The following is a 25,702-nucleotide window of genomic DNA, read 5'->3' as shown; positions in this document are numbered from 1 at the left end:
TATTTTCTTCAAAACGTAGAAAACAAAAAGTGATCGGAATTTCTTCCGACCACTCCTGGTGTCCTACTCCCTTTTTATTTTGCATTGATTTTTATTATCCATTTTTCATCAGAAACTATCACCCCGTCGTATACGTATCTGAATAGCGTTCTCTATCGGAACCTCGCTAATAAATATCAGATAGCCGCCGCCACCTGCTCCGCTGAGTTTCCATCCCAACGCCTTATCTTTATATCTGTCCAACACCTCGAATATTTCACTGTTCACCATATGCGGATACATAGTTATCTGGGCATCGAAACTATCTTTCACTGCCATTCCGAATTTTGCTATATCCATTGTCTTTATCGCATCCCATGCCTGGATGGCCGCATCACTCAACTTTTTCGCATTTTCGGCTGTTATATTGGTCTCAGACAACACATCATAATCGCCATGGCGCGGATATAACGGTACAAGCCACAAATATTTTTCCAGCCAGTCGAGTATTTCGTTATCCAATACGCTTTCTATCTCCGATGGCCAGAACCCTCCGGCATAATGCAACCTGTTGAGCCCCGGCATGACAATACCCAGCGAATCCTGAGAACCACTTACATACTTTGTACCGGGAGGATTCTCAAAGCAAAAAAGGGTTAATGCCAGCTTTTCTTTCTTCCCTGCCGGAATATCCACTTGCCAAAGCTCAATTGCTTTATTCCGTGAACTGGTAGACATCCCGCTGCGGTCATTAAACTCATAATCGGGTTCTATGGATATAGTAAGCACCGGTCCCGGGGCAAGACTACTAACATTGGGTTGGTCCAACCATCCGCCTGCCAGGTCGATACGATACGGAATACGGCATTCTTCCCGCAAAGCCGTAGTGGAACGGGCCGGTAAATTTTCATGTGGAATACGTTTGCTCACAACATATTCTATGCCCAGTTCTTTACATAACTGCTCTTTCAGTGAACTGTGCCCGTCGCTGTTGACGAAGAATATATCCGGTTTTAACCGTTTAATTTCTTCCAGAAAATCAATAAGTCCGCTACCACTATTTACCCATGCTTCTTTTACCGATTTGAGAGAACTCACCATATACAGCCGTTCCTGTTCATTATTGATGGTTTTTCGCGCTTTAAGCCCATTTACAGTTTTATCCGAACCTAAACCTACATATAGTTCCCCATATGTAGCCGCTTCTTCGAAAAACGCGACATGTCCGCTATGTAACATATCATAACACCCGCTTACAAAAACTTTCTTCATAAAATCAATTCGATGGTAAAGTATGTATTTTTATTATGTAAATATAAGTCTTTTTTTTCATTCTTTACAAATTTAAGGATTGCTTCCGCTGCTATCAGAGCTTAGGCTGCGACCAACATGATAAACGAATGCCATAATACACCATTAACCTTCACCGGTTACTAACATCCGCAAAAAAGGGTTATTATTAAGAGATAAATTGTTTTATAAAAAAATATTGTAAAAGAAAATGTGTATATATAATTAAAATAATTATTAAACAATCGGGATGATATCATAATTTATTTCTATCTTTGTACTTCAGATATTCATATGAGAATTTGCCGGATATTTGAAAAAATGAAAAAGAAAAAGATACAACATTATTATACAAGCTAAAGGAACAGATATACCAAATATCACGTTCCTTTTTTTTTATCATATAAATCAGTTATTAGTCACAATTATATTCTAAACAAAAAGATGCATTCAGACAAACCAGTTCAACTAATTCTTGACGACGGAACAGTTTTTGAAGGACGGTCTTTCGGCTCGGAAAAAGCCAGTGCCGGGGAAGTTGTATTTAATACAGCTATGGTAGGTTATCCGGAGAGTCTTACAGACCCCTCTTACCTGGGACAGATACTTGTTGTCACCTTCCCGCTTGTAGGAAACTACGGTGTTCCTGACAACACTTTCACAAATGGGATTTCCGACTTTTACGAATCGGAAAAAATACAAGTGAACGGACTCATCATTTCAGACTATTCGCATGAATACTCCCACTGGAATGCAAAGAAAAGCCTTGGTGAATGGCTCAAGGAGAATGATGTGCCGGGTATTTACGGCATAGACACACGCGAACTGACGAAGATATTACGCGAAAAAGGTTCGATGAAAGGCAAGATTGTTTTCAGCGGAGCAGACGAAACAGACTTCTACGACCCCAATATCGAGAATCAGGTGGCAATTGCCAGTTGCAAAGAAGTGATAACATATGGCAGCGGGCAGAAAAAAGTGGTTCTGGTAGATTGCGGTGTAAAACACAATATAATCCGCTGTCTCGTAAAACGCGGTGTAACACTTATACGCGTACCCTGGGACTACGACTTCAACCAGCTGGAATGGGACGGGCTCTTCATCTCTAACGGCCCTGGTAACCCTGATTTCTGTGAAGAGACAGTAAAGAATATCCGCAAAGCAATGGAAGGAAATAAACCTATCTGCGGTATATGTATGGGTAACCAACTACTATCAAAAGCCGGAGGCGCAACCATTTACAAGCTGAAATACGGGCACCGAAGCCACAATCAGCCTGTAAAGATGGTAGACTCTACCAAATGCTTCATCACATCGCAAAATCACGGTTTTGCAGTAGCGAACGCCTCTCTCGGGTCTGATTGGGAACCATTGTTCATCAATCTGAATGACGGAACAAACGAAGGTATCAAACACAAGACCAAACCGTTCTTCTCTGCCCAGTTTCACCCCGAAGCAGCCAGCGGACCGACAGATACGTCATTCTTGTTCGATATGTTTGTAGAGAAATTATAACAATTAGCAAATTCGAATATTAGCAAATGAACTGTTTTTTTATTTTCAAATATGCTAATATGCTAATTTCCGAATTATTTAACTTGTAACCAATTAAACAAATGGATATAGACGTAAAAAAAGTATTAGTCCTTGGTTCGGGAGCCCTCAAAATCGGTGAAGCGGGAGAGTTTGACTACTCAGGTTCGCAAGCCCTGAAAGCCCTGAAAGAGGAAGGCATCGAAACTGTACTTATCAACCCCAATATTGCAACGGTACAAACCTCGGAAGGCAGTGCCGATAAGATATACTTCTTACCTATTACCCCATACTTCGTAGAAAAGGTAATTCAAAAAGAAAAGCCGGAAGGCATACTTCTGGCTTTCGGTGGACAAACCGCCCTCAACTGCGGTGTGCAGCTCTACGAAGGCGGCATTCTGGAAAAATATAATGTACGCGTACTGGGAACACCCGTACAAGCCATTATGGATACCGAAGACCGTGACCTCTTTGTGAAGAAACTCGACCAGATAGATGTAAAAACCATCAAAAGCCATGCGGTAGGCTCGATAGAAGATGCCGTAAAAGCAGCGGCGGAACTGGGTTATCCTATTATCATACGCGCGGCATACGCGCTTGGCGGACTAGGCTCGGGATTTTGCGACAATGAGCAGGAATTGCGGGTACTGGCCGAAAAAGCGCTTGCATATTCATCCCAGCTTCTGGTAGAAAAATCGCTGAAAGGATGGAAAGAAGTGGAGTACGAAGTTGTCCGCGACAAGTATGACAACTGTATGACCGTGTGTAACATGGAAAACTTCGACCCGCTGGGAATCCATACCGGTGAAAGTATCGTAGTTGCACCATCTCAAACACTTACCAATTCCGAATATCATAAGCTGCGTGAACTATCTATACGTATTGTGAAACATATAGGTATTGTCGGTGAATGTAACGTACAATACGCCTTCGACCCCGAATCGGAAGACTACCGTGTGATCGAGGTCAACGCCCGCCTGAGCCGGTCATCGGCGCTGGCATCTAAGGCGACAGGTTATCCACTGGCCTTTGTAGCGGCTAAACTGGGGCTGGGTTATGGACTGTTCGAACTGAAAAACTCGGTAACCAAATCTACCTGCGCGTTCTTCGAACCTGCTCTCGACTATGTAGTGGTAAAAATCCCTCGCTGGGACTTGGGTAAATTCCACGGCGTATCGAAAGAGATAGGATCAAGTATGAAATCTGTCGGTGAAATTATGGCTATCGGCCGTACATTCGAAGAAGCCATACAGAAAGGCCTTCGTATGATTAACATCGGCATGCACGGATTCGCTGCCAACAAGCCTCTGGAAATCGACAATCTGGACGACGCACTGAAAAATCCTACCGACAAGCGCATATTCTGTATCGAAGAAGCCCTGAAAAGAGGATACACCATAGAACAAATACACGATCTCACTAAAATAGACCTTTGGTTCTTACAGAAACTGCAATATATTTTTAAATGTTCTAAAGAACTGGAAAAATTCGACGATATACAGTCTCTCCCACTCGACCTGCTCCGCTCTGCCAAGCAAATGGGATTTTCCGACTTCCAGATAGCGAAGATAGTATGCAAAGAGCCAAGCCTGGTAGAGACAATAGCGCACGATGTACGCCGTATCCGCAAGGAAAACGGAATCATACCGTGTGTGAAACAGATAGATACGCTTGCCGCCGAATATCCGGCTCAGACCAACTACCTCTACATCACATACAACGGTAAAGCCAACGATGTGAAATACCTGGGCGACCACAGATCAGTGATCGTTCTCGGATCGGGAGCATACCGCATCGGCTCGTCCGTAGAGTTCGACTGGTGTTCGGTCAATGCCCTGCAAACCATCCGCAAGGAGGGTTACCGCTCGGTAATGATAAATTACAACCCCGAAACAGTATCTACCGACTACGATATGTGTGACCGTCTTTACTTCGATGAACTCACTTACGAGCGCGTGATGGATATCATAGAACTGGAAAACCCGCACGGAGTAATCCTTTCGGTGGGCGGACAAATACCAAACAATCTGGCTATGCGACTAGATGCGGCTAAGGTTAACATACTCGGCACAACTGCCAAGAGCATTGACAATGCCGAAGACCGTCACAAGTTTTCCAGCATGCTCGACCGCATCGGAGTAGATCAGCCGCGATGGAAAGAATTGAGTTCGCTCGATGATATCAAAGGCTTTGTAGCCGAGGTAGGCTATCCGGTACTCATCCGCCCTTCTTATGTACTCTCGGGTGCTGCGATGAATGTATGCTCCAACGATCAGGAACTTGAAAACTTCCTCGGGCTGGCTGCCGAAGTCTCCAAAAAGCATCCTGTTGTAGTCAGCGAGTTTATCGAAAATGCCAAAGAGATAGAAATAGATGCTGTGGCCAACAAAGGTGAAATAGTCATGTACGCTATCTCTGAACACGTTGAATTTGCCGGAGTTCACTCAGGAGATGCGACAATACAGTTCCCTGCTCAACGCCTGTATATCGAAACTGTAAGAAGAATAAAGAAAGTAGCCCGTAAGATAGCGCAGGAATTGCAGATATCAGGACCTTTCAATATACAATTTCTGGCTAAGGACAATGATATCAAAGTAATCGAATGTAACCTGAGGGCATCCCGCTCTTTCCCGTTTGTATCTAAAGTGCTGAAGATAAACTTTATCGACCTTGCCACTCAGGTTATGCTGGGTAAAAATGTAGAGAAGCCGAACAAGAACGACTTCGACCTCGACTATGTAGGTATCAAGGCGTCTCAATTCTCATTTTCACGCTTGCAGAAAGCAGACCCTGTACTGGGTGTGGATATGGCTTCTACCGGAGAGGTAGGATGTATCGGGGATAACTTCTACGATGCCATGCTCAAATCGATGCTGTCGGTCGGCTACCGTGTACCCAAGAAAACGGTTCTGTTTTCTACCGGGCCTGCCAAATCGAAAGTGGAACTGTTGCAGGCCGCACGCCTGCTGCATCAGAAAGGATATGAGTTATATGCAACGGGTGGTTCCCAAAAGTTCCTCATAGACAACGGGGTCCCTGCCACTCAGGTATTCTGGCCTAATGAAGACCAGAAACCAAGTGCACTGGAAATGATCCAGAACAAGAAAATAGACCTCGTGGTAAATATCCCTAAAAACTTCACTACCAACGAGCTGGACAACGGATATAAAATCCGCCGGGCATCTATCGACTACAATGTACCTCTGCTTACAAACTCCCGTCTGGCTTCGGCTTTCATACAGGCATTCTGCAAAATGAATGTGGATGAAATAGAGATTAAGGCATGGAACGAGTATGATTAATCCGGCATCATTATAATGAATAGCCTCGGGATAAATCCTGAGGCTATTTTTTTTGAAACAGTAAGAAAGTCATCAGTTAACCGGAGGAGACATGCAGGTCAAGTTACGTTTTCATAAACCTATGCCGGACAAGTTAATTAAAATACGCTGACAGTATCTCCTTATATTTTTTATCCCGGCGGATATTATTGAAGTCCTGATCGTCTTCGATGCGCTTCTTGTCCAGCTTGTCCATTTTTATAGTGTATTGCTTTACAATGGTCTTTTCGAGCCATTTGTGAGCTTCCTCCTTTTCCTTAACAAGGGAATAATAGCAGGCCAGATTATAGGCGGCCGACTGGCTGCCCTGTTGCTCCGCCTTCAGATACGACGCCACCAGTTCCTCTTCGTATTTGATATGGTCCTTCTCTATTTTCCCAAGGCTCAGGCAGGCATATCCCTTTCCCGTATTAGCATCGAGCGAATTGGCATCCAGTTCCAGCACTTTGTTATATTTTTCTATGGATTGCCTGTAAAGCCCGGCGTCGTTCCTGTCCATCGCCAGCTTCAGCAAAGTCTGTCCCCACACCAGATAAGCCTGTATAAACCGGGGATTCACATCTATTGCTTTCTGCAACTTGTCGAAGCATTCTTCATACACACTTTCGTCTTTTTTCAGGTTGGCATAAAAGATGAGCGCGCCCGCCCACAATCCGTACACTTCAGGCGATTGTTTCAGTTCTACGGACTTATTGAATTTCTCGAAACTGATTTCATACAGTTCCGCATCCGAACCTTTCTCGGCACGTTTCATAGCCAGAAAGCCCCATATGGCATACAGGTCGGCATGCGACGGGGCGGCTTTCACTGCTTGTTCCAATATGGCCGATACTTCTTCCATACTGCCGCCTTCGGCTTCCTTGCCCACAGCCATTGCCGCCAGCGATTCAGCACGCACTTTATTCTCTTTGTCCTGAGCTTGTGACGATAAGCAGGAGGTGATCAGAAGTATAAAAAACAGATGTTTCATAATGAGTAATATACATGTTAGAAGAAGCAAATATAAGTATTATTTCGTATATTTGTTAAAATGTCGGAGGACAATAAAATCTGTTGCTTTACATGACAGAAGAACGTTTAGTATGCGGATATATTGCATATACACTTATGGATTTTGCAATGAATGGATTTATTTCCTCCCATCAGAGAAGGATAAACGAAAAATCATTTGTATGAAAGTAATTAAAACAGAAAAAATGGGATTCCAACTGCAAGTAAAGAACCCGTTTATCGTATGCTTCCACCACAAAGACCTTTTTCCGAAAGGAAACGGAAAGATGGAACCTGTCTATTATCCCGATGGCAGAAGAATCGGGGAAGACTTCGACCACAAAGCCCCGTGGCGCATGTATTATGGCGATACTATCCCGGGATTTCCCGTTCATCCGCACCGCGGATTTGAGACGATAACTGTGGTAACCGAAGGATTTGTAGACCATTTCGATTCCAAAGGTTCGAAAGGCCGTTACGGACAGGGTGATGTACAGTGGATGACAGCAGGGGCGGGCATTCAGCATTCCGAAATGTTTCCCATACTGTCCGAAACCGAAGACAATCCGATGGAGTTGTTCCAAATATGGCTCAATTTGCCCCGGAAAAATAAATTTGCGACTCCCGCATACAAAATGCTTTGGAATGAGCAAATCCCCGTTGCGAAGGAGAAAGATGCAAACGGACATACGAGCAGCATAAAGATAATAGCGGGAAGCTACAAGAATATACAATCACCTGACCCTTTACCTGCTTCGTGGGCTTATAATCGCGGAAATCATGTAAACATCTGGCTGATAACTATGCAGCCGGAGGCAGAGTTAAGTATCCCGAAAGTATCGCCGACCCTCAACCGTATGCTTTACCTATACGAAGGTGACGAAGTGGATATAGAAGGACAACGGCTCGCCGTAAACCATTGTGCCGAACTCAACGGCAATGAAGACATCATATTAAAAAACGGCGGGACGGAAAGCCGTTTACTATTGCTCGAAGGCGAGCCTATCCGTGAGTCGGTGGCTACATACGGGCCTTTTGTAATGAATACCCGGGACGAGATAGAACAGGCCATTGCAGACTATGAGCATACGCGCTTCGGCGGTTGGCAATGGTATAGTCCCGGGCCTGTGAACGAAAGCGGAGACGGGCGCTTTGCCAATTATGAAAACGGTAGTCAGATAGAGAAACCGTAAAACTTAAAAAGACTCTGTACAACGACAAAGAATATGAAACAACAACTATTAGTAGACATGGACGGTGTATTGGCCGATGTATATTCCCAGTTTCTCAAACTCGAGTTTGAGGAGCTGGGAATAAAACGATCATTGAAAGATATGGAAGGAGTATTGGAAATGAAAGCATTTGCCAATGCCGGGAAATATGTGCGTACAAAAGGATTTTTCCGCAACGCACCCACCATAGAAGGTAGCGTGGAGGGATTGAAATACCTGAACGGTAAATACAAGGTACTTATAGTATCGTCAGCAACGGAATTTCCCGACAGCCTGAGTGAGAAACTGTACTGGCTGAATGAATATTACCCGTTCATAACGTGGGAACAGATGATTTTTTGCGGTAAAAAGGATTCGGTAAAAGGAGATATTATGCTCGACGACCACTTCAAAAACCTTGACTATTTTGAAGGGAAGACGGTCTTGTTTACTCAGCCGCACAATGCCGGAATGGAGAATGGCAGGCATATAAGAGCTTATAACTGGAAGGACGTAGTGAGTATTCTTTAGATAAAAGAATTTAGCTGCCATCTCATAAATATCTTAAACATTATAACAAAGGAAATATAGGACGGGGCTGTATCCGTCGCGAAACAGCCCCATTTGTTTAAATCCAAACCTTTTTTAACCTGAAATACCTATGCGATTGTATGACGAAAGAATTATTGCATGATGTAAAATAAGGCATTTGAATCCGGACTTTAAATGTAAAATCGTACAATAGCATAGAAACATTGGCTTATACCGCTATTATTCCGTACCTTTATAGTACAGATGCTCTTAATATATTCTTACCCGTAAAAAACTGTATATCATGTTTGCAATTTTCGAGACCGATCCATGGCTGTTGCCCCTGATGATTTTCTTCGGACGTATTTGTGATGTCACACTTGGCACGTTGCGCATTATTTTCGTATCCAAAGGCGAAAGATACAAAGCTCCCATTGTCGGCTTCTTCGAAGTATTCATCTGGGTGGTGATCATATCGCAGATATTCGCTCATGCCAACAGTATTATTGCATATGTGGCATATGCCGGGGGATACGCCGCGGGAAACTATGTGGGCATACTGGTCGAAAACCGCATTGCATTCGGCTATCAACTACTGAGGGTATATACGAAAAAGGATGTCCCCGAATTGATAAAAGACCTCAATAAACATAATATAGGGGCTACTTTCGTAAAAGGTGAAGGTGCTGTATCGCAGGTACATATCATAGAGATAGTCATCGGCCGCAAGTCACTCGATGAAGTGGTGTCTATGATCACCGGCTTCGATCCCGATGCATTCTATCTGGTAGAGGATATCCGCTACAAAAAGAAAGGTATATTTGCAATGAATAAGTGGAGCAACAGGACTATTGCCGCCAGTAAGAGAAAATAGAACTATACCAGCTTATATTTATCCTTATCCGAATCGGTTATCGGCCTTATCACCCTGCACGGATTGCCTGCAGCCAGCACATTGGAAGGAATGTCTTTCGACACCACGCTGCCCGCGCCTATCACCGTATTATCACCGATAGTAACTCCGGGTAGAATGTGTACCCCCGCGCCTATCCATACATTATTGCCTATAGTAACAGGGAAAGCGTATTCGAGGCCGCTAATGCGCTGCTTCACATCGAATGGATGTCCGGCGGTATAGATACCTACACCAGGTGCTATGAATACATTGCTGCCTATGGTGACCTTTGCTCCGTCGAGGACTACGAAATTCATATTGGCGAAAAAGTTTTCGCCTATCTCGATATTGTAGCCATAGTCGCAAAAGAACGGAGGCTCAAATATAAAGTTGTTACCGGCTTTACCCAGCAGGCTTTTCAACAGCTGCTTTTTCTCTGTCTGCATACCAGGGCGCAAAAGGTTGTAGTCGTAAAGTATCTCTTTAGCCCTTTCTCTTGCCCGTAAAATATCCTGGTCGTTGTTAGCATCGTAGAGAAGCCCTGCTGCCGCTTTTTCTTTTTCTGTCATGAGTCCTGTTTTATAGTTACAAATTCAAATATACGGCATATTTAATAAAATAATCCTTTATCAAATCCATTTTTCACCTTATTTGCCAGTCTTACAATTCCCTAATATCGGAAAACAAAAGAGCAGGCAACAACTGTTACCTGCCCTTTATCTCTGTAAAGAGCTATATTCAATCAGGCATTTATCAGCTTCTCTATATCGAATTTTCTCATTTGCATAAATGCATCCGTCACCCGTCCGGATCTCTCCGGATCTTTCATCAGATCGGTAAGGATAGCGGGGACTATCTGCCACGAAAGGCCGTATTTATCTTTCAGCCAGCCACAATAGCTTTCCTCGCCGCCATCGGCTATGAGCGTATCCCAGTAATAATTTATCTCTTCCTGAGTATCGCAATATACCTGAAACGAGACCGATTCGTTGAAGCGGAATTCGGGTCCGCCATTGAGTGCGGTAAATGCCTGTCCGTTGATTTCGAATTCTACGGTAAGTACGGTTCCTTCGGGCTGATTGTGTATTTCAAAGCCTTCTTTACCGTAATATGTGATGTCGTGTATCTTCGAATTTTTGAAAACAGACACATAGAAACGTACGGCTTCTTCGGCCTTGCCATCGAACCACAGGCAGGGTATTATCTGATATTTCATGATTATCTTTTTAGTTATAGTGAAACAAACAGGCGATTATCAGTACAATTTATTTCTCGTTCAACTCCACATAATATTTAAACCTGTCCAGTATAGCCTGCCATCCGGCACGCTGCATTTCAACGGGATTCAGGTTTTCGGCATCGAATGTTTCGGTGATCCGGGTATTATTGTCTACATTCGTGAATAAGATTTGTACTCTGCGTCCGTCGGCCATTGTATATACGATCTTTTCGTTCGGTACAATCTCATCGTAACGTCCCTCGAAATCGAAACCTGCGCTGCGGTCTTTGGCTTCCATACGCCACCTGAACCATCCACCCTGTTGCAGGTCATTTACGGCGCTAGGAGTATGCCAGTCGTCGGAGGCGCAGTTCCAGTGGACTATATGCTCTGGATCGGTCCAGTACTCCCACACAATATGAGGTGAGAAATTGACCTGTACCTGTACGGTGATTCCTTCCTTTTTTTGTTCCATCCTTATGTTTTTTTCACTTCATTGAATGTAGTCCGAAGATATTACCCTCAGTATCTACTGCAAGCACGATAAAACCATATTCTCCAATCGAGAATTTAGGTTGGTGTATCTGCCCGCCTGCAGTTATTACCCTGCCTCCTTCCACGGCACAATCCTCGCAGCCGAAATACACAACCGTGCTGTTGCCCCCGGCTTTTACATCTTTCATCCACACCAGCGCTCCGGATGCATTGGGCGCATCCATATCGTCGACCATTGGAAACATTACCATATTGTAGTCCGTCGCACCTTCCATCGGCATATCGGTCAGTTCTTTGTCCAACACTTCTTCGTAAAACTTACGGGCACGTGCCATGTCGTCTACATAAATCTCAAACCATACTACGGGATTCGTTTTTGTTGCCATACTGTTATTGTTTTTTATTGGTAATTAAATCACTTTGACAGGAAATTCCTAAGGGATGTTCCTAATATTTCTTCCCAACCCGCCACATAGTTTTCGCGGGAAAAGTCAGCTCCTGCATCGGCAAAGTTTTCTACACCTGTATGGGTAAGCGTTACTTTAGTACCGCCGTCCTGCGGTTGCAAATCCCAGGTAACTACCGACTCGCCTCTGCTCTGGGTGGGATGTGTCCATGTGTGTATTAATCTTTTCAGGGGAACTATTTCTTTTATTACGCAACGGTGATGATAAATAATATCTTCGAAAGGCACAGAAAAATTAAATTCTGCCCCTTCCCTGAGCTCAAAGTCCTCGATGGTGAAATACCATTCCTCCATCTGTTCTTTATCGGTTATAGCCTTCCATATCTTGGACACGGGTGCGGAATAAATTTTTTCTACTATAATGGGGGTGCTGCTCATGATGTGGTATATTAAATTGATAATAATGTATTTTATTTAAACAGAAAAGAGAATGCGCATGTTCAGTAGAAAAAGTTAATATGTAGTTAGTTATTGTTGGTAAAATATAAAATCCCTGATAATGAATAATTTTTCATTCGTCACCTTAATATAAACCTTAATTAGTTATGCGGATCAGGGGGTTGGGTTTGATTCCATATAACAATCATAATAAACCAACACCTGATTCGCATTTATTAAATTCTCTGTATCTTTGATCTCTAAAATATTAAAATACACTGTTACTGATGAGTAATAAGAAAAAAATAATTAACGATCCCGTATTCGGTTTTATCACCATCCCGAATAATTTTCTTTACAGACTTATACAGCACCCTTTCCTGCAACGGCTGCACCGTATCAAGCAACTGGGACTGGCCTCTTTTGTGTATCCGGGAGCGCAACACACCCGCTTGCACCATTCCATAGGCGCTATGTACCTGATGGACGAGGCTATAAACAACCTGAGAATAAAAGGCCACGAAATAACCGCTGACGAAGCTAACGGGGCATTAGCCTGTATCCTGCTGCATGATGTAGGGCACGGGCCTTTTTCGCATGTACTGGAATATACGCTGACAAACGGCATTCACCACGAGGAATTTTCCCTTGCACTGATGGAGAACCTGAACGAAGAACTGAACGGCGAACTTGATATCTGTATTTCAATATTTAAGAACGAATATCCGAAGAAATTCCTTCATCAGCTGGTGAGCGGTCAACTGGATGTAGACCGTCTCGATTACCTGCGCCGCGACAGCTTCTTTACGGGTGTAACCGAAGGAAATATAGGTTCGGCCCGTATTATCAAGATGCTTGACCTACGCAACGACCGCCTTGTTGTAGAGGCCAAAGGTATTTATTCGATAGAAAATTTCCTGATGTCGCGCCGGCTGATGTACTGGCAGGTATATCTGCATAAAACGGCCGTCGCTGCCGAGAAAATGCTGATAAAAACACTGACAAGGGCAAAAGAACTAAGCGATAAGGGTGTAAAGCTGTTTGCATCTCCGGCCTTCCTGTATTTTCTGGAGAATGATGTAAGCAGGGAATTCTTTGACGGGCAACGGGAAGAAGTATTGAAGCATTTCGCGGGTCTGGACGATAATGACATCTGGTGTGCGCTGAAGGTATGGGCAGTCAACGAAGACAAAGTATTGTCCACGCTTAGCACGGCTTTAATAAACAGGAACCTGTTTAAAATAGAAATAACCAACGAACCGCTGTCTGAACATCAGATACAGAAACATATCACGGCTTATACCGAGCAGCTCGGAGTGAATGAATATGAAGCATCTTTCTTTTATTCGTCCGATGTTATTTATACAAATATGTATAATGAAGCTGATGACAGTATAGATATCCTGTACAATGACGGGACTATCAGGGATATATCCGAAGCATCGGACATGCTGAATATACAACTGCTGTCTAAAAAAGTACAGAAATATTACTTTTCGTACCTGAAAATTTAAATTATGGATATTTCAAGAGTAGAACAGTATATCGTTGCCAACGGATTACTTGCCGGAGGAGAGAAAATTATCGTAGGCGTCAGCGGAGGAGCAGATTCTGTAGCTTTGCTGGATATCCTGCATAGCTTCGGCCTCGAATGTGTCGTTGCACACTGTAATTTTCACCTACGGGGCGAGGAGTCCAACAGGGATGCGTTTTTTGTAGAAGAACTTTGCAAAAAATATAATCTGAAATACGAGCGTGTCGATTTCGACACGGAAGCCTATGCCGCCGTAAATTCCGTTTCGATAGAAATGGCTGCCCGTGAACTGCGTTACAACTGGTTCGAACAACTCAGGGTTATACATATGGCCGACAAAATAGCCGTAGCCCACCACCGCGACGATTCGGTGGAGACCATTCTTCTCAATCTTATCAGGGGAACAGGTATCCGCGGACTTACCGGCATTGCGCCTGTAAACGGATATGTTATCCGGCCATTATTATGTGTGAGCCGCGACGAAATAATAGAGTATCTGAAAGAAAGGCGAATGTCGTTCGTAGATGACAGCACCAACAATGAAGATATGTATGCCCGGAATAAGATAAGACTGAATGTAATCCCGATGCTGGAAGCTATAAACCCCTCGGTAAAAGAATCTGTAAACAAAACAGCCGAACATCTGACGCAGGTGGCAAACATATATTACATGTATATGGCTCAGGTGAAAGCCAGTATATTCGCAGATAATAAAATAAATATATCCATGCTGGTTCAGTATCTGGAGCCGGAAGCTATCCTCTTCGAGCTTCTTTCTCCGTATGGGTTCAATTCGGCTACGGTGCGGCAGGTATTCGAATCAGTTATAAGCCAGTCGGGTAAAATATTTTATTCGGAAACGCATGAATTACTCAAGGATAGAGGATACCTCATCTTAAAGAAAAAGGACAATCTCAAAATAGAACGGTATAATATCCATGAAGATGAAAGTATCTTATCGCGCCCCATACATCTGAAAATAGAACGTATTCCGGTAAACGGGGGCTTCTCCATAGAAAAGAATCCCGATATAACATACGCCGACGCTGACAAACTGACTTATCCGTTAACCCTCCGCAAATGGAGGCAGGGCGATTGGTTTATGCCTTTCGGAATGAAGGGAAAAAAGAAAGTAAGCGATTATTTTTCCGACAATAAGTTCAGCCTGTTCGACAAGGAAGCCGCCTGGTTGCTCTGTTCGGGAGATGATATAGTATGGATAGTCGGGCATCGCTCCGACGAGCGGTTCAAAATAACGGATAAGACAACGGAAGTGGTGAAAATAATATATAGTAAATGAAAATGAAGAAAATGTTTATAGCAGCGATAGCCTCCCTTATGCTATTCTCCTGCAACAATCCAACAAAAGAAAAGACGAGTGATATGGAACAAAAAAATGCTGTAGTAGAAGCTATTATGAGCCGTAGAAGCATACGCTCATACAAACCGGAACAGATAACACCGGAGCAACTGGATACAATAGTAAAATGTGCCATAAATGCACCGAGTGCACTGAACAGGCAATCGTGGGAAGTAAGGGTTATACAGAATGCCTATTTATTGAGCAGGATCAACAACAGTTTTGTAGAAAAGGCCAGGGGTAAAAACCTGCAAGGAAGCGCAGCCCGTGCGCAAGAGCCGGGATTCAGCGTATTTCACGGAGCGCCGACCCTCATCATCGTAGGCAAGGATAAGAGTAATCCTTATAGCGCGGTCGATTGCGGACTACTGGCACAGAATATTCTCCTCAGTGCCGAATCTATGAATATCGGGACATGTACCATCGGCAATATGGCCGGTATATTGAACGACCCCGATTCGAAAGGTTTCCTGAAAGAAATAAATATGCCTGATACACACGAAGTTGTTTTTGGTATTGCCGCCGGTTATAAGAACGAATCGCCGGATGCCAAGCCAAGGGATGAGAGTAAGGTGCAGTATATAAGATAATCCTCCACAGATACCCAAACGGGGCTATTTCGAAGACCAGATTATCAAGGCTATCAAAGCCTCCAGAATCGAAAAAGAGAACATAAATCCGCCTATATAGACCATCCTCCGGGATAAGGCCGGTTTATGTTCTTTTATATACCTGCCCGAAATGTACCACAACACAATGCTGGCGGCAAACATGGCTATACTAACATACAAAAGAATCGAATATACTTCCATCCCGAAACTACTTTAATTCATCCATTATATTATAACAGAAGGTAAAACGATTAGTTCAACCGGGGCTAATCCCCAGGTGATAAAGCCCACAAAAAAAGCCTGTCTCATCTGACAGGCTTTCTTTATCAATATCGGGGAACTTTATTTCAGCATATTCTCTATTTTCTCTGCCAGTACGGCTTTCTGAGCTGCGCCTACTTGTTTGTCCACTACTTCACCGTTTTTTATGAACAGGATTGTAGGAATGTTGCGGATACCATATTTGGACGTAATATCGTCATTATTATCCACATCTACTTTACCAATAGTTACTTTACCGGCGTATTCGGCAGCCAATTCTTCCACGATAGGACCTACCATGCGGCAAGGGCCACACCACTCCGCCCAAAAATCTATTACCAGAGGTTTGTCTGATTTCAGTACATCTTCAAACCCTGCGTCTGTAATCTCTAAAGCCATAGTTTTTATTTATCAGTTTATTTATAATATTTATGTTATCTATCCTCAAGTTTTGTTTTGCAAAGGTAATTAATCTATTTAAAATATAAAAATTTCAATTTACTTTAAATACAAGATTTTCGTTTTCTATCAGATAATCAATAAGTTCCTGCTTAACATTTATTTTAAAGCTTCTTGAAAACAAATCTACTTTCATATTTCGTTCCCCATCAACTACCTGAAAATATAACAATGAATTACCGGGATTGTTTTTTGTTAAAGTAGACAATTCTTCCACCATCTGCGTATTCATATCATGCAGCGGTAAAGTAATCGTTATTTTCTCTATCAGGCGGTCTTTTACATCCGGCAGCAGTTGTATCGAAAATATTTTAAACTCAAACTGGGTCTGGTCAAATTTGCGCGGCTGTACACGTCCTTTTATATATACATATAATCCCGGACGCCCGTATTTTCCAAAGTTGATATAATCGTCACCAAATAATGGAAGTTCGCCGCTTCCCGTGAAATCCTCGATACGAATAATCATAAACGGTTTCCCGTTCTTGGTAATACCTTCCCTCACAGCCGATACCAGCCCGCCCAGAGTCACTTCCTTATTTTTCAGGGCGTCCTTATCTTCTATTTCCGACATACCCACATTACACACATAGCTAAGCACTATCTTATATTCATCGAGCGGATGCGCCGAAAGGTAAATGCCTATCAGTTCGCGTTCTTTATTCAGGCGTTCAAGATCCGACCATTTTTCCACCTTTGGTATTTCGGGATGCGCTATATCGAATGACGTATCTCCTCCGAACAGCGAATTGGCTGCTGTGTTTTTATCCAATTGGTACTTATTACCATAACGGATAAGCATATCTATAAACTGTTCACCTTTGCCATTGACTCCGAAAAACTGTTCGCGGCTTACTTCCGGAAAATTATCGAAAGCGCCGGCCAAAGCCAGGGATTCTATATTCTTACGGTTACACGAACTCAGGTTGACACGTTCTACGAAGTTGAATATATCTTTGAACGGACCATTATTTTGGCGTTCCTCTATTATATTCATCACGGCGCCCTCTCCCACTCCCTTCACAGCGGCCAGTCCAAAACGTATATCTCCTTCCTGATTTACCGAAAACTTGAGGAACGACTCGTTTACATCCGGCCCGAGCACGTTCATATTCATAGCCTTGCATTCGTCCATGAACTTTGTGATTTCAGTGATGTTGGACAAGTTTCGCGAAAGCACGGCAGCCATATATTCCGACGGATAATTGGCTTTCAGCCATGCTGTCTGGTAAGCAACCCATGAGTAACAGGTAGCATGGGATTTATTGAACGCGTATGACGCGAATTTTTCCCAGTCGGCCCATATTTTATCCAGCGTTTTCTTATCATGCCCGTTTTTAGTACCGCCGGCAATGAATTTCTCTTTCAGGGCGTTCATCTTATCGATAAGCTTCTTACCCATTGCCTTACGCAACTCGTCGGACTGGCCACGGGTAAAGTCGGCAAGCAAACGCGACAAGAGCATGACCTGTTCCTGATATACGGTAATACCATAAGTATCGTTCAAATAACGTTCCATAACCGGGATATCGTAGGATATCTCTTCCCGCCCGTGTTTACGGGCAATAAACGAAGGGATATAGTCCATCGGGCCGGGGCGATAGAGTGCATTCATCGCTATCAGGTCTTCAAACTTACTCGGCTGCAGCTCTTTGAGGTATTTCTGCATACCGGCAGACTCGAACTGGAATGTACCCGTTGTTTTTCCCTGGCTGTACAGCTCATATGTTTTAGGGTCTTCGAGCGATATGGTATCTATATTGATAGTCTCACCTGTCGTATGTTTTATGTTTTCAATGGCCTCTTTGATGATAGAGAGTGTTTTCAGTCCCAGAAAGTCCATTTTGATAAGTCCCGTCTCCTCGATCACCGTACCTTCGTACTGGGTAACGAGTATATTTTCGCCCGTTTCCTTATCCTCAGCCGTACTCACAGGCACAATATCGGATATATCCTGCTGTCCGATGATGATACCGCAGGCATGCACTCCGGTATTACGCACATTACCTTCAAGCATCTGCGCGTATTTGAGCGTATCGCGCATCACAGGATCGTGGCTGTTCGCCGCCTCTTTCAGTTCTGGAACATATTCTATGGCATCGCGCAGCGTCACTTTTTTCTTATCGGGGATACGGTCGGGAACAAACTTTGCCAGCCTGTTAGACTCCGACAAGGGTAATTTCTGTACACGGGCAACGTCTTTTATCGCCGACTTAGTGGCCATAGTACCATAGGTAATAATATGTGCAACACGCTCCTGTCCGTATTTTTCCGTTACCCATTTCAAGACCTTTCCACGTCCGTCATCATCGAAGTCGATATCAATATCGGGCATGGATATACGGTCGGGATTAAGAAAACGCTCAAACAGCAAGTCGTACTTTATAGGGTCTATATCTGTAATTCCCAAACAATAAGCCACGGCAGAACCGGCAGCGGAACCTCGTCCGGGGCCTACGGCCACACCCATTTCACGAGCGGCGGCGATAAAGTCCTGTACAATAAGGAAGTAACCGGGAAATCCCATCGTTTTCATTACATCCAGTTCAAAATCGAGCCGTTCCACGGTTTCGGCATTCCTGTCCCTCCCATAGCGCTTGTCGGCTCCTATCATTGTAAGATGTTTCAGATAGTCCGATTCCAGTTTGATACGGATTACTTTATCGTATCCGCCGAGGCGCTTATATGCCTTCTCCCCAAATTCGAGCAAGAGGTCTTCCTCGCTGTACATTATCTTATATCCCTCTTCCGTACCAAAAGACGCATCGATGGTAAAAAACGGCATCAGAGCATCTGAATCGATGGAATAGAATTGTACCTTATCGGCTATCTCCAATGTATTTCCCAATACTTCGGGATGGTCGGAGAATATCTGGTTCATTTCCGCCGTCGTTTTCAGCCATTCCTGCTTGGTATAACGCATCCGCTTGGGGTCGTCGAAATCCTTGCCTGTACTCAGGCAGATAAGGCGGTCGTGGGCATCGGCGTCCTCTTCTTCTACAAAGTGGACATCGTTGGTGGCGATCACTTTTACGCCGAATTTCTCCCCTAGTTTCAGCAGTTCTGTATTAACCTTTTGCTGCAAAGGATAGGCTTCGATATTGGCGTCAGGACGATTGGTCTTATGACGCTGCAGTTCGAGGTAGAAATCTTCCCCGAAAAGGTTTTTAAACCATTGCAGGGCTTTTTCTGTTTCCTCCACGTCTCCCGCCTGTATTTTCTTAGGTATTTCACCACCCAGGCAAGCCGTGGAAACGATAAGCCCCTCATGGTATTTTTCGAGCAGTTCCTTATCTATACGCGGACGCATGTAATAGCCTTCTGTCCAGCTATGCGACACCATCTTGATAAGATTTTTATATCCTTTCAGGTTTTTAGCCAGTACCACAAGGTGCCAGCCGCTCATATCGGGTTTCCCTTCTTTCAGTGTCCTGTGGCGACGGGCGACATAGCACTCGCAGCCGATAATGGGCTTGAATTTTTTGGCTTCCTCCTGTTGTATCTTTATTTTCAGCTCGCCTATCTGTTCACCGTTACCCCCTTCCGGGTCTTTTTCCAGATCTTTTATCTGGGTTTTCAGTTCCTTGATGGCGCTGTCGTATTTGCCGTTCTTCTTTTTTACATAATTGAAAAATTCCTTTACCCCGAACATGGCTCCGTGGTCGGTAAGGGCTATCGCCTTCATTCCGTCGGCGATGGCTTTATCTACAAGATTGGGTATGCTGGCCTGCCCATCCAACATGGAATATTGGGAATGGACATGTAAGTGTACAAAATTATTCATATATCTTCTGCTTTTTCACAATTTGTAAAGTTACAATAAATAGGAACTCTTCTCAAGGAAAACGGTTGGCAGTTTTCAACAAGTAAGGATTTTTAAAGATTCAAAACAACTATATTCTGAATAAAATTAATCCTGATAAAAAACAATTTCATTTTCCTCTAGGGTTTTTATCGTTTCACCAATCATATAAGTAGAAACCGGTTAATATTCATTATTTAATCAATACTGTTATGAAAGCAATATACTCAAAAACCGCACAGCTGATCCTTGCCGTTCTCATATCCGTCGCGTGCATTCCGTTACAGGCACAGAATATGTCGGCAAACTACATTACCATAAGTGGTGTAGTGAAGGACAAGAACTCGAACAAGAAACTTGAATACGTCAGTATTTCCGTTCCGGGAACCAATATCGGTACCATAACCAATACCGACGGGGTGTTCTCTATCAAACTCAACAATGCGCTGGAAGCTAAAACGCTGGAGATATCACACATCGGCTACCGTAACATGAAGTACACTATCAATCAGGAAGATATAGGACACGAAGTAACCATATACCTCATCCCTAACGTAAACCTGCTGAAAGACGTTATAGTACAGCCTGTGGACGCCCAAAAGCTGGTAGAAGAAGCCATACGTAAAATCGGGGATAACAATAGTTCCGAAGTGAATATGCTTACTGGATTCTATCGTGAAACAATAAAAAAGAGGCGCAATTACATAAATATATCAGAAGCCATACTGGACATATACAAGACACCTTACACTCAAGACATCGCAGGTGACAGGGTACAGGTCTACAAAGGGCGTAAACTGATAAGCCCCAAGCCAAACGACACGCTGATTGTAAAGTTTCAGGGAGGGCCGAATCTTTCTACATTCATGGACGTTGTAAAGAATCCCGAATTGTTCCTGGACATAAATACACTGGGTATGTACAGATACAATATGGAAGAATCGGTTATGATAGACGAACGTCCTCATTACGTGGTCAGTTTCAGGCCGCAGGTCGTACTTCCATATGCGCTGCACTTCGGTAAGCTGTATATAGACAAGCAAAGCCTGACTTTTTCCCGTGCCGAATTCAGCCTCAGCATGGACGACAGGAATAAGGCCACACAGGCAATATTGAGAAAAAAACCGTTCAAGATGCATTTCAAGCCTGAAGAAGTATCGTTTCTGGTGACTTACAAGCAACAAGACGGCAAAAGTTACCTGAACTATGTATGGAGCGAAGTGAAGTTTAAATGCGACCTGAAACGCCGCCTGTTCTCTACCGGCTATACTATTGTATCCGAAATGGTGGTGACCGACCGCAAAAGCGGGAAGATAAACAAAATCCCGTTTAAACAATCATTCGGACAAAATCAGGTGTTATCGGATAAGGTTCAGAATTTCTACGACCCTAATTTCTGGGAAGATTATAATATCATAGAGCCTACCGAATCATTGGAAAACGCAGTATCGAAGTTGAGAAAACAACAGAATTAATGAAGTGAAAAATGAAAAGTGAAGAATTTGCATTTCTTGTTTTCGATTTTTCACTTTTCACTTTTCGTTCTTCGTTTTTATCTTAACTTTGAAATACTGAACTGAACAAAATAATTATGCTTAACGACTTATTCGTACTGAAAAAGATAAAAGAGGGGGATATAAAGACTTTCGAAGAGGTCTTCCGTCAGTACTATGCCCCTCTTTGCCTGTACGGATTAAGCATAACCGGACGCAAGGACATAGCAGAGGAAATAGTGCAGGAACTGTTCTACGTATGGTGGAAAGACAGGGAGAGTATTCAAATCCTGCGATCGGTAAAGAATTATCTATATGGAGCAGTACGCAACCAGTCGCTGCAATACCTCGAACACATCGCCGTACAGGAACGGCACAGGGAAAGAGTATTATCGAAAGAAAAAGACGAACAGGACGCGACACCTCATCAGCAACTCGAATACAAGGAACTGGAAGAAGTGATAAACCGCACCCTGAAACAATTGCCCGACCGCAGACTGAGAATATTCAGGATGCACCGCATGGAGGGTAAAAAATATAAAGAAATAGCCGAAACCCTTTCCGTATCGGTGAAAACAATAGAGGCAGAGATGACAAAAGTATATCAGCTGCTACGACAGGAAATAGAAAAATATACACATATAATATGACTTTAAAAGTAAAAAACGATAGAGTGACCGACGATGCATGGAACGCATTGTATAAGCGTTTCGAAGAAGACGGATTACTACCTGCCGCGGACAACAGTCCAAAACGGGGCGTATTACATTCTACAGGGATGAAATGGGCTATGATAGCAGCCGTAGCATGCATCTGTATCATTTCGGCGCTCGTCATCCGCAATATGAATACAGGCAGTCAGAAGATGCACATACTGCACAACGAAGAAAACGCGCCCACCCTCGTCACTACACTCGAAGACGGATCTGTCGTTTACCTCGACCAACAGACATCTATCGAATATCCGGTTCATTTCGAAAAAGACCGCAGAAGGGTATCGTTGCAGGGAGACGCCTTTTTCGAAATCAGTAAGAACCGCGAACGCCCGTTCTTCATCGAAACCGAAAACGCGCGCATAGAGGTACTGGGTACTGCATTCAACGTGGTAAGCAAAGATAAAGATTCGTTTTCTCTATCGGTAAAGCACGGGGAAGTGAAAGTGACACTCAGGCAAAGCGGACAAAGCACTCATGTAAAAGCGGGTGAAACAGTATTGCTGGAATCGGATAATCTGCAAAAAACAATATCTTCGGGCAATGAGAAATTCAACAGGTATCTGAAACAGATCCACTTCAAGGACGAACGGCTGGCAGACGTTATCCGTATCATAAATATGAATTCGGAATCGACTAAATTAAGCATTTCACCGCGGCTCGGGGACAGATTGCTCACCGTGACGTTCTCTGATAATACACCGGCTACAATGGCCGAACTGATATGCCTGGCTTTGAACCTGAAATATACACAATCGGAGAATGTGATTACGATAGAGGAAGGAAAAAATTAAGAATGAAGAATGGCAAAGACGGGTATCTTTAGTTAACATATAGCAATTATTACAAATAATATTCCGGTTTCAGTGATATATAATATCTTTAAATTCTGAAATACGATTAATCTGATACCAAACATATGGAAAAAGCGGTTGAAAATGCATTTCATCGTTTTTCTGCCTTGTTATTATTCCTGTTTATAATAACAGCATCGCAGGCAGAGGACGGAGGTGTGCTTAACCGCGAAGTAAAATTATCGAAAGCCAAAGGGACAATATACCAGTTACTCAAACAAGTATCCGACCAGTCGGGCTATTTGTTCATATACGACAGCCAGATAATAGACAACGACAAAGTAGTGAAGGTAAAAAAAGGCAATTATACCGTGCGCGAAGCTATTTATGCCATTACCGAAGACGACAAGCTAAGAATAAATATCGTAGGCAACCATATCCTGCTGAGAAAAGACAATGAGGAGAAGCAAATAAAATCGGCGCAGTCAGCCGGTCAGGCACAGGACAAAACCACAGCCGAAAATAAATACCTGAAAATAAGCGGCATATTATACGACCGTATAACCAACGAACCGGTCATTTATGCTTCGGCCAGCATCAATTACACCTCTATAGGAACAATCACCAATCAGAACGGAGAGTTTCAGCTTATGATACCGGATTCGCTGCGGCAATACATAGTGAAATTTTCGCATGTGGGCTATCAGAATCAGGAAATAGAGGCATCTTTACTCGAAAACCAGCATGTAAGAATATCGCTCGACCCCAAAATAATTTCATTGCAGGAAATCGTGATACGGGTGGTAAATCCATTGGACGTACTACAAAAGATGGAAGAGCTGGCTGAAAAGAACTATTCGTCCAAACCTGTATATATGACTACCTTTTACCGCGAAGGAACCGAATATAAGAACAAGAATATAGACCTTACCGAATCGGTAATCCAGATATATAAGACAGGCTACAAAAGCAATGTAAACAGCGACCAGACCAAACTGGTAAAAATGCGCCGCATCGTAAACCGGCAAACAGAAGATACATTATTCACCAAAATGAAATCGGGAGTATATTCAAGCCTTACGCTCGATATAATAAAAGAATCGCCAGACTTTCTCAATTTCGGGAACGGTTCGCCATATCAATACACGCATACCGATATCAGCGTGATCGACAACAGGCGGGTAAATGTTATTTCATTCGAGCAATTGCCCTACACTGAAGAACCGCTGTTCAAAGGACAGCTGTATATAGACGCGGAAAATTACGCGCTGGTAGAAGCCCGTTTCGAGGTAAATCCCAAATATGTACACAAAGCAACCAACTGGTATATAGAACGGTTGGCTCCAAATATAAAGCTGACTTTGCAGGAAGTGAAGTACATTGTTTCGTACCGTCCTGCCGACGATGGCAAGTATTATGTAAGCCATGTGAGAGGCGATCTTAAATTCAAAGTCAGGAAGAAGAACCGGTGGTTCAGCGCCCCGCTCCATCTGTGGTTCGAGATGGTGAACTGTAAAACAGAGACCGGAAATGTAAAAGGATTTAGCCGGAAAGACCGGTTATCGCCCCGCAAGATACTGTCGGACACAAAATACCGGTACGATAAGAGCTTCTGGGAACATTTCAATGTTATCCTGCCCGAAGATAAGCTGAAAGAAACAATACTCAACAACCTGAACGAAATTACCGAGACTACTTCTAGCGAGGAATAAAATACAAATAGTCTCTTAAAACGTAAATAAATTCTTTGGAAGTGCAGCTTTTCGTCCCATATTCCCGTCAATTTATAAGAACAAGGTTCTATATATCGGAGTAAAAAAATAATACAAGCCCAGAACAGACGGGGGTTGACAACATAAAAACGTCAACCCCTGCTATTTTCTGTACAGGACATATAAGATCACGGCTTATTTTCTTATTATTCAAATAATTATAATCCGCGATATTCTTCCCGCTTCTTTTTGGGAAGTTTTTTTATCACTTCATCTACGGAATGCCGAATTAATTCCCTGATCAACTCATCAGGCACATCGCTTTCGAGTGTAACCAGGTTCCACAAGGGAGTTTTGAAATCCGTTTCGGTTATCCCCTCGTATTTTTCCCGCAACTCGGTTGATCTTTCGGGATCACATTTAAGATCTGCTTTGAATACCCCGTCTTTAGGCTCCAATGGGATATATGTAAACATCTTACCCATCACTTTAAAGACCAAAACATTATGGCCCAGAAAAGGCAATGATTCACTACTGCCCTTTATTGACAAACAATATTCCCTGAATTCTTCAATATTCATAAAATCACTCCTTAAACGCTTCCGTTCGAAAGACTGTGAGAAAACGCCCGTAAA

General features: G+C 43.3%; 23 protein-coding genes. 12 read left to right on the top strand and 11 right to left on the bottom strand.

What is annotated here, in order from left to right; genetic code table 11:
- Window positions 1-108: 108 nt before the first annotated feature.
- A complete protein-coding gene (locus ACFO6W_RS01060) occupies window positions 109-1,251 on the bottom strand; it encodes an adenylyltransferase/cytidyltransferase family protein (protein WP_379993455.1) in 1,143 nt (380 codons plus the stop codon).
- Between the two features lie 462 nt (window positions 1,252-1,713).
- Here ACFO6W_RS01060 and carA point away from each other — a divergent pair, with 462 nt between their 5' ends.
- Window positions 1,714-2,784, top strand: a complete 1,071-nt coding sequence (carA, locus tag ACFO6W_RS01055; protein ID WP_379993454.1) for a glutamine-hydrolyzing carbamoyl-phosphate synthase small subunit — start codon at window positions 1,714-1,716, stop codon at window positions 2,782-2,784.
- A 101-nt stretch (window positions 2,785-2,885) separates the two neighbouring features.
- Window positions 2,886-6,104 carry a carbamoyl-phosphate synthase (glutamine-hydrolyzing) large subunit gene (gene carB / locus ACFO6W_RS01050; protein ID WP_379993453.1) on the top strand — a complete coding sequence of 1,073 codons (3,219 nt, stop codon included), beginning with the start codon at window positions 2,886-2,888 and terminating at the stop codon, window positions 6,102-6,104.
- A 133-nt stretch (window positions 6,105-6,237) separates the two neighbouring features.
- Here carB and ACFO6W_RS01045 read toward each other — a convergent pair whose 3' ends face one another.
- Entirely contained in the window at window positions 6,238-7,113 is an 876-nt protein-coding gene (locus tag ACFO6W_RS01045) for a tetratricopeptide repeat protein (RefSeq protein ID WP_379993452.1), read from the bottom strand.
- Between the two features lie 202 nt (window positions 7,114-7,315).
- On the opposite strand from ACFO6W_RS01045, the gene ACFO6W_RS01040 reads away from it, so the two are divergent.
- From ACFO6W_RS01040 to ACFO6W_RS01030, 3 genes are all read left to right on the top strand, one after another.
- Entirely contained in the window at window positions 7,316-8,326 is a 1,011-nt protein-coding gene (locus tag ACFO6W_RS01040; protein WP_379993451.1) for a pirin family protein, read from the top strand.
- Window positions 8,327-8,359: 33 nt separating this feature from the next.
- Window positions 8,360-8,875: a 5' nucleotidase, NT5C type gene (locus tag ACFO6W_RS01035; protein ID WP_379993450.1), complete on the top strand. Its 516-nt coding sequence runs from the start codon at window positions 8,360-8,362 to the stop codon at window positions 8,873-8,875.
- A 304-nt stretch (window positions 8,876-9,179) separates the two neighbouring features.
- On the top strand, window positions 9,180-9,749 hold the full coding sequence (locus ACFO6W_RS01030; RefSeq protein ID WP_379993449.1) for a DUF2179 domain-containing protein: 570 nt from the start codon (window positions 9,180-9,182) through the stop codon (window positions 9,747-9,749).
- A gap of 2 nt (window positions 9,750-9,751) precedes the next feature.
- Here ACFO6W_RS01030 and ACFO6W_RS01025 read toward each other — a convergent pair whose 3' ends face one another.
- The 5 genes from ACFO6W_RS01025 to ACFO6W_RS01005 form a co-directional block, all read right to left on the bottom strand.
- Complete coding sequence (locus tag ACFO6W_RS01025) at window positions 9,752-10,339, bottom strand: sugar O-acetyltransferase (RefSeq protein WP_379993448.1); 588 nt, start codon at window positions 10,337-10,339, stop codon at window positions 9,752-9,754.
- A 173-nt stretch (window positions 10,340-10,512) separates the two neighbouring features.
- Window positions 10,513-10,986 carry a VOC family protein gene (locus tag ACFO6W_RS01020; protein ID WP_379993447.1) on the bottom strand — a complete coding sequence of 158 codons (474 nt, stop codon included), beginning with the start codon at window positions 10,984-10,986 and terminating at the stop codon, window positions 10,513-10,515.
- 49 nt (window positions 10,987-11,035) lie between these two features.
- Complete coding sequence (locus ACFO6W_RS01015; protein WP_379993446.1) at window positions 11,036-11,464, bottom strand: SRPBCC family protein; 429 nt, start codon at window positions 11,462-11,464, stop codon at window positions 11,036-11,038.
- 13 nt (window positions 11,465-11,477) lie between these two features.
- Entirely contained in the window at window positions 11,478-11,870 is a 393-nt protein-coding gene (locus ACFO6W_RS01010; protein WP_379993445.1) for a VOC family protein, read from the bottom strand.
- 29 nt (window positions 11,871-11,899) lie between these two features.
- Entirely contained in the window at window positions 11,900-12,328 is a 429-nt protein-coding gene (locus ACFO6W_RS01005; RefSeq protein ID WP_379993444.1) for an SRPBCC family protein, read from the bottom strand.
- Between the two features lie 287 nt (window positions 12,329-12,615).
- On the opposite strand from ACFO6W_RS01005, the gene ACFO6W_RS01000 reads away from it, so the two are divergent.
- Genes ACFO6W_RS01000 through ACFO6W_RS00990 form a run of 3 tightly spaced genes read left to right on the top strand, consistent with a single transcriptional unit; the run spans window position 12,616 to window position 15,812 of the window.
- The gene (locus ACFO6W_RS01000; RefSeq protein WP_379993443.1) at window positions 12,616-13,842 is read left to right on the top strand and encodes an HD domain-containing protein; all 1,227 of its coding nucleotides are present in this window, start codon (window positions 12,616-12,618) and stop codon (window positions 13,840-13,842) included.
- Window positions 13,843-13,845: 3 nt separating this feature from the next.
- Entirely contained in the window at window positions 13,846-15,162 is a 1,317-nt protein-coding gene (gene tilS / locus ACFO6W_RS00995) for a tRNA lysidine(34) synthetase TilS (RefSeq protein ID WP_379993442.1), read from the top strand.
- Window positions 15,159-15,812, top strand: coding sequence for a nitroreductase family protein (locus ACFO6W_RS00990; RefSeq protein WP_379993441.1), 654 nt, complete (start codon window positions 15,159-15,161; stop codon window positions 15,810-15,812). Before tilS ends, ACFO6W_RS00990 begins: the two co-directional genes overlap by 4 nt.
- A 24-nt stretch (window positions 15,813-15,836) precedes the next feature.
- Here ACFO6W_RS00990 and ACFO6W_RS00985 read toward each other — a convergent pair whose 3' ends face one another.
- The 3 genes from ACFO6W_RS00985 to dnaE all read right to left on the bottom strand — a co-directional run bounded on the left by ACFO6W_RS00985 (window position 15,837) and on the right by dnaE (window position 20,337).
- The gene (locus ACFO6W_RS00985; RefSeq protein WP_379993440.1) at window positions 15,837-16,034 is read right to left on the bottom strand and encodes a hypothetical protein; all 198 of its coding nucleotides are present in this window, start codon (window positions 16,032-16,034) and stop codon (window positions 15,837-15,839) included.
- 141 nt (window positions 16,035-16,175) lie between these two features.
- Window positions 16,176-16,493, bottom strand: coding sequence for a thioredoxin (trxA, locus tag ACFO6W_RS00980; protein WP_379993439.1), 318 nt, complete (start codon window positions 16,491-16,493; stop codon window positions 16,176-16,178).
- Between the two features lie 94 nt (window positions 16,494-16,587).
- On the bottom strand, window positions 16,588-20,337 hold the full coding sequence (gene dnaE, locus ACFO6W_RS00975) for a DNA polymerase III subunit alpha (RefSeq protein WP_379993438.1): 3,750 nt from the start codon (window positions 20,335-20,337) through the stop codon (window positions 16,588-16,590).
- A 230-nt stretch (window positions 20,338-20,567) separates the two neighbouring features.
- On the opposite strand from dnaE, the gene ACFO6W_RS00970 reads away from it, so the two are divergent.
- The 4 genes from ACFO6W_RS00970 to ACFO6W_RS00955 all read left to right on the top strand — a co-directional run bounded on the left by ACFO6W_RS00970 (window position 20,568) and on the right by ACFO6W_RS00955 (window position 25,067).
- Window positions 20,568-21,830: a carboxypeptidase-like regulatory domain-containing protein gene (locus ACFO6W_RS00970; RefSeq protein WP_379993437.1), complete on the top strand. Its 1,263-nt coding sequence runs from the start codon at window positions 20,568-20,570 to the stop codon at window positions 21,828-21,830.
- A gap of 116 nt (window positions 21,831-21,946) precedes the next feature.
- Window positions 21,947-22,498: an RNA polymerase sigma-70 factor gene (locus ACFO6W_RS00965; protein WP_379993436.1), complete on the top strand. Its 552-nt coding sequence runs from the start codon at window positions 21,947-21,949 to the stop codon at window positions 22,496-22,498.
- Complete coding sequence (locus tag ACFO6W_RS00960) at window positions 22,495-23,355, top strand: FecR family protein (protein WP_379993435.1); 861 nt, start codon at window positions 22,495-22,497, stop codon at window positions 23,353-23,355. The genes ACFO6W_RS00965 and ACFO6W_RS00960 overlap by 4 nt, the downstream gene beginning before the upstream one ends.
- A gap of 125 nt (window positions 23,356-23,480) precedes the next feature.
- Window positions 23,481-25,067, top strand: a complete 1,587-nt coding sequence (locus tag ACFO6W_RS00955) for a carboxypeptidase-like regulatory domain-containing protein (protein ID WP_379993434.1) — start codon at window positions 23,481-23,483, stop codon at window positions 25,065-25,067.
- 218 nt (window positions 25,068-25,285) lie between these two features.
- Here ACFO6W_RS00955 and ACFO6W_RS00950 read toward each other — a convergent pair whose 3' ends face one another.
- Window positions 25,286-25,648 carry an MmcQ/YjbR family DNA-binding protein gene (locus ACFO6W_RS00950; RefSeq protein ID WP_379993433.1) on the bottom strand — a complete coding sequence of 121 codons (363 nt, stop codon included), beginning with the start codon at window positions 25,646-25,648 and terminating at the stop codon, window positions 25,286-25,288.
- Window positions 25,649-25,702 lie beyond the last annotated feature (54 nt).

This window comes from Dysgonomonas termitidis, assembly GCF_042654545.1.
In the GTDB taxonomy this organism is placed as follows: Bacteria; Bacteroidota; Bacteroidia; order Bacteroidales; family Dysgonomonadaceae; genus Dysgonomonas; species Dysgonomonas termitidis.
This window is presented reverse-complemented; position numbering and strand designations above follow the sequence as displayed.

Bases quoted from the DNA above. Each gene is read 5' to 3' on its own strand.
- ACFO6W_RS01010 (WP_379993445.1), bottom strand. From the start codon at position 11,870: ATGGCAACAAAAACGAATCCCGTAGTATGGTTTGAGATTTATGTAGAC.
- ACFO6W_RS00950 (WP_379993433.1), bottom strand. From the start codon at position 25,648: ATGAATATTGAAGAATTCAGGGAATATTGTTTGTCAATAAAGGGCAGT.
- ACFO6W_RS00965 (WP_379993436.1), top strand. From the start codon at position 21,947: ATGCTTAACGACTTATTCGTACTGAAAAAGATAAAAGAGGGGGATATA.
- ACFO6W_RS01030 (WP_379993449.1), top strand. From the start codon at position 9,180: ATGTTTGCAATTTTCGAGACCGATCCATGGCTGTTGCCCCTGATGATT.
- ACFO6W_RS00960 (WP_379993435.1), top strand. From the start codon at position 22,495: ATGACTTTAAAAGTAAAAAACGATAGAGTGACCGACGATGCATGGAAC.
- ACFO6W_RS00970 (WP_379993437.1), top strand. From the start codon at position 20,568: ATGAAAGCAATATACTCAAAAACCGCACAGCTGATCCTTGCCGTTCTC.
- ACFO6W_RS01020 (WP_379993447.1), bottom strand. From the start codon at position 10,986: ATGAAATATCAGATAATACCCTGCCTGTGGTTCGATGGCAAGGCCGAA.
- carA (WP_379993454.1), top strand. From the start codon at position 1,714: ATGCATTCAGACAAACCAGTTCAACTAATTCTTGACGACGGAACAGTT.
- ACFO6W_RS01025 (WP_379993448.1), bottom strand. From the start codon at position 10,339: ATGACAGAAAAAGAAAAAGCGGCAGCAGGGCTTCTCTACGATGCTAAC.
- tilS (WP_379993442.1), top strand. From the start codon at position 13,846: ATGGATATTTCAAGAGTAGAACAGTATATCGTTGCCAACGGATTACTT.
- ACFO6W_RS01060 (WP_379993455.1), bottom strand. From the start codon at position 1,251: ATGAAGAAAGTTTTTGTAAGCGGGTGTTATGATATGTTACATAGCGGA.
- ACFO6W_RS01045 (WP_379993452.1), bottom strand. From the start codon at position 7,113: ATGAAACATCTGTTTTTTATACTTCTGATCACCTCCTGCTTATCGTCA.
- ACFO6W_RS00990 (WP_379993441.1), top strand. From the start codon at position 15,159: ATGAAAATGAAGAAAATGTTTATAGCAGCGATAGCCTCCCTTATGCTA.
- carB (WP_379993453.1), top strand. From the start codon at position 2,886: ATGGATATAGACGTAAAAAAAGTATTAGTCCTTGGTTCGGGAGCCCTC.
- ACFO6W_RS00985 (WP_379993440.1), bottom strand. From the start codon at position 16,034: ATGGAAGTATATTCGATTCTTTTGTATGTTAGTATAGCCATGTTTGCC.
- ACFO6W_RS01015 (WP_379993446.1), bottom strand. From the start codon at position 11,464: ATGGAACAAAAAAAGGAAGGAATCACCGTACAGGTACAGGTCAATTTC.
- dnaE (WP_379993438.1), bottom strand. From the start codon at position 20,337: ATGAATAATTTTGTACACTTACATGTCCATTCCCAATATTCCATGTTG.
- ACFO6W_RS01040 (WP_379993451.1), top strand. From the start codon at position 7,316: ATGAAAGTAATTAAAACAGAAAAAATGGGATTCCAACTGCAAGTAAAG.
- ACFO6W_RS00955 (WP_379993434.1), top strand. From the start codon at position 23,481: ATGGAAAAAGCGGTTGAAAATGCATTTCATCGTTTTTCTGCCTTGTTA.
- ACFO6W_RS01035 (WP_379993450.1), top strand. From the start codon at position 8,360: ATGAAACAACAACTATTAGTAGACATGGACGGTGTATTGGCCGATGTA.
- trxA (WP_379993439.1), bottom strand. From the start codon at position 16,493: ATGGCTTTAGAGATTACAGACGCAGGGTTTGAAGATGTACTGAAATCA.
- ACFO6W_RS01005 (WP_379993444.1), bottom strand. From the start codon at position 12,328: ATGAGCAGCACCCCCATTATAGTAGAAAAAATTTATTCCGCACCCGTG.
- ACFO6W_RS01000 (WP_379993443.1), top strand. From the start codon at position 12,616: ATGAGTAATAAGAAAAAAATAATTAACGATCCCGTATTCGGTTTTATC.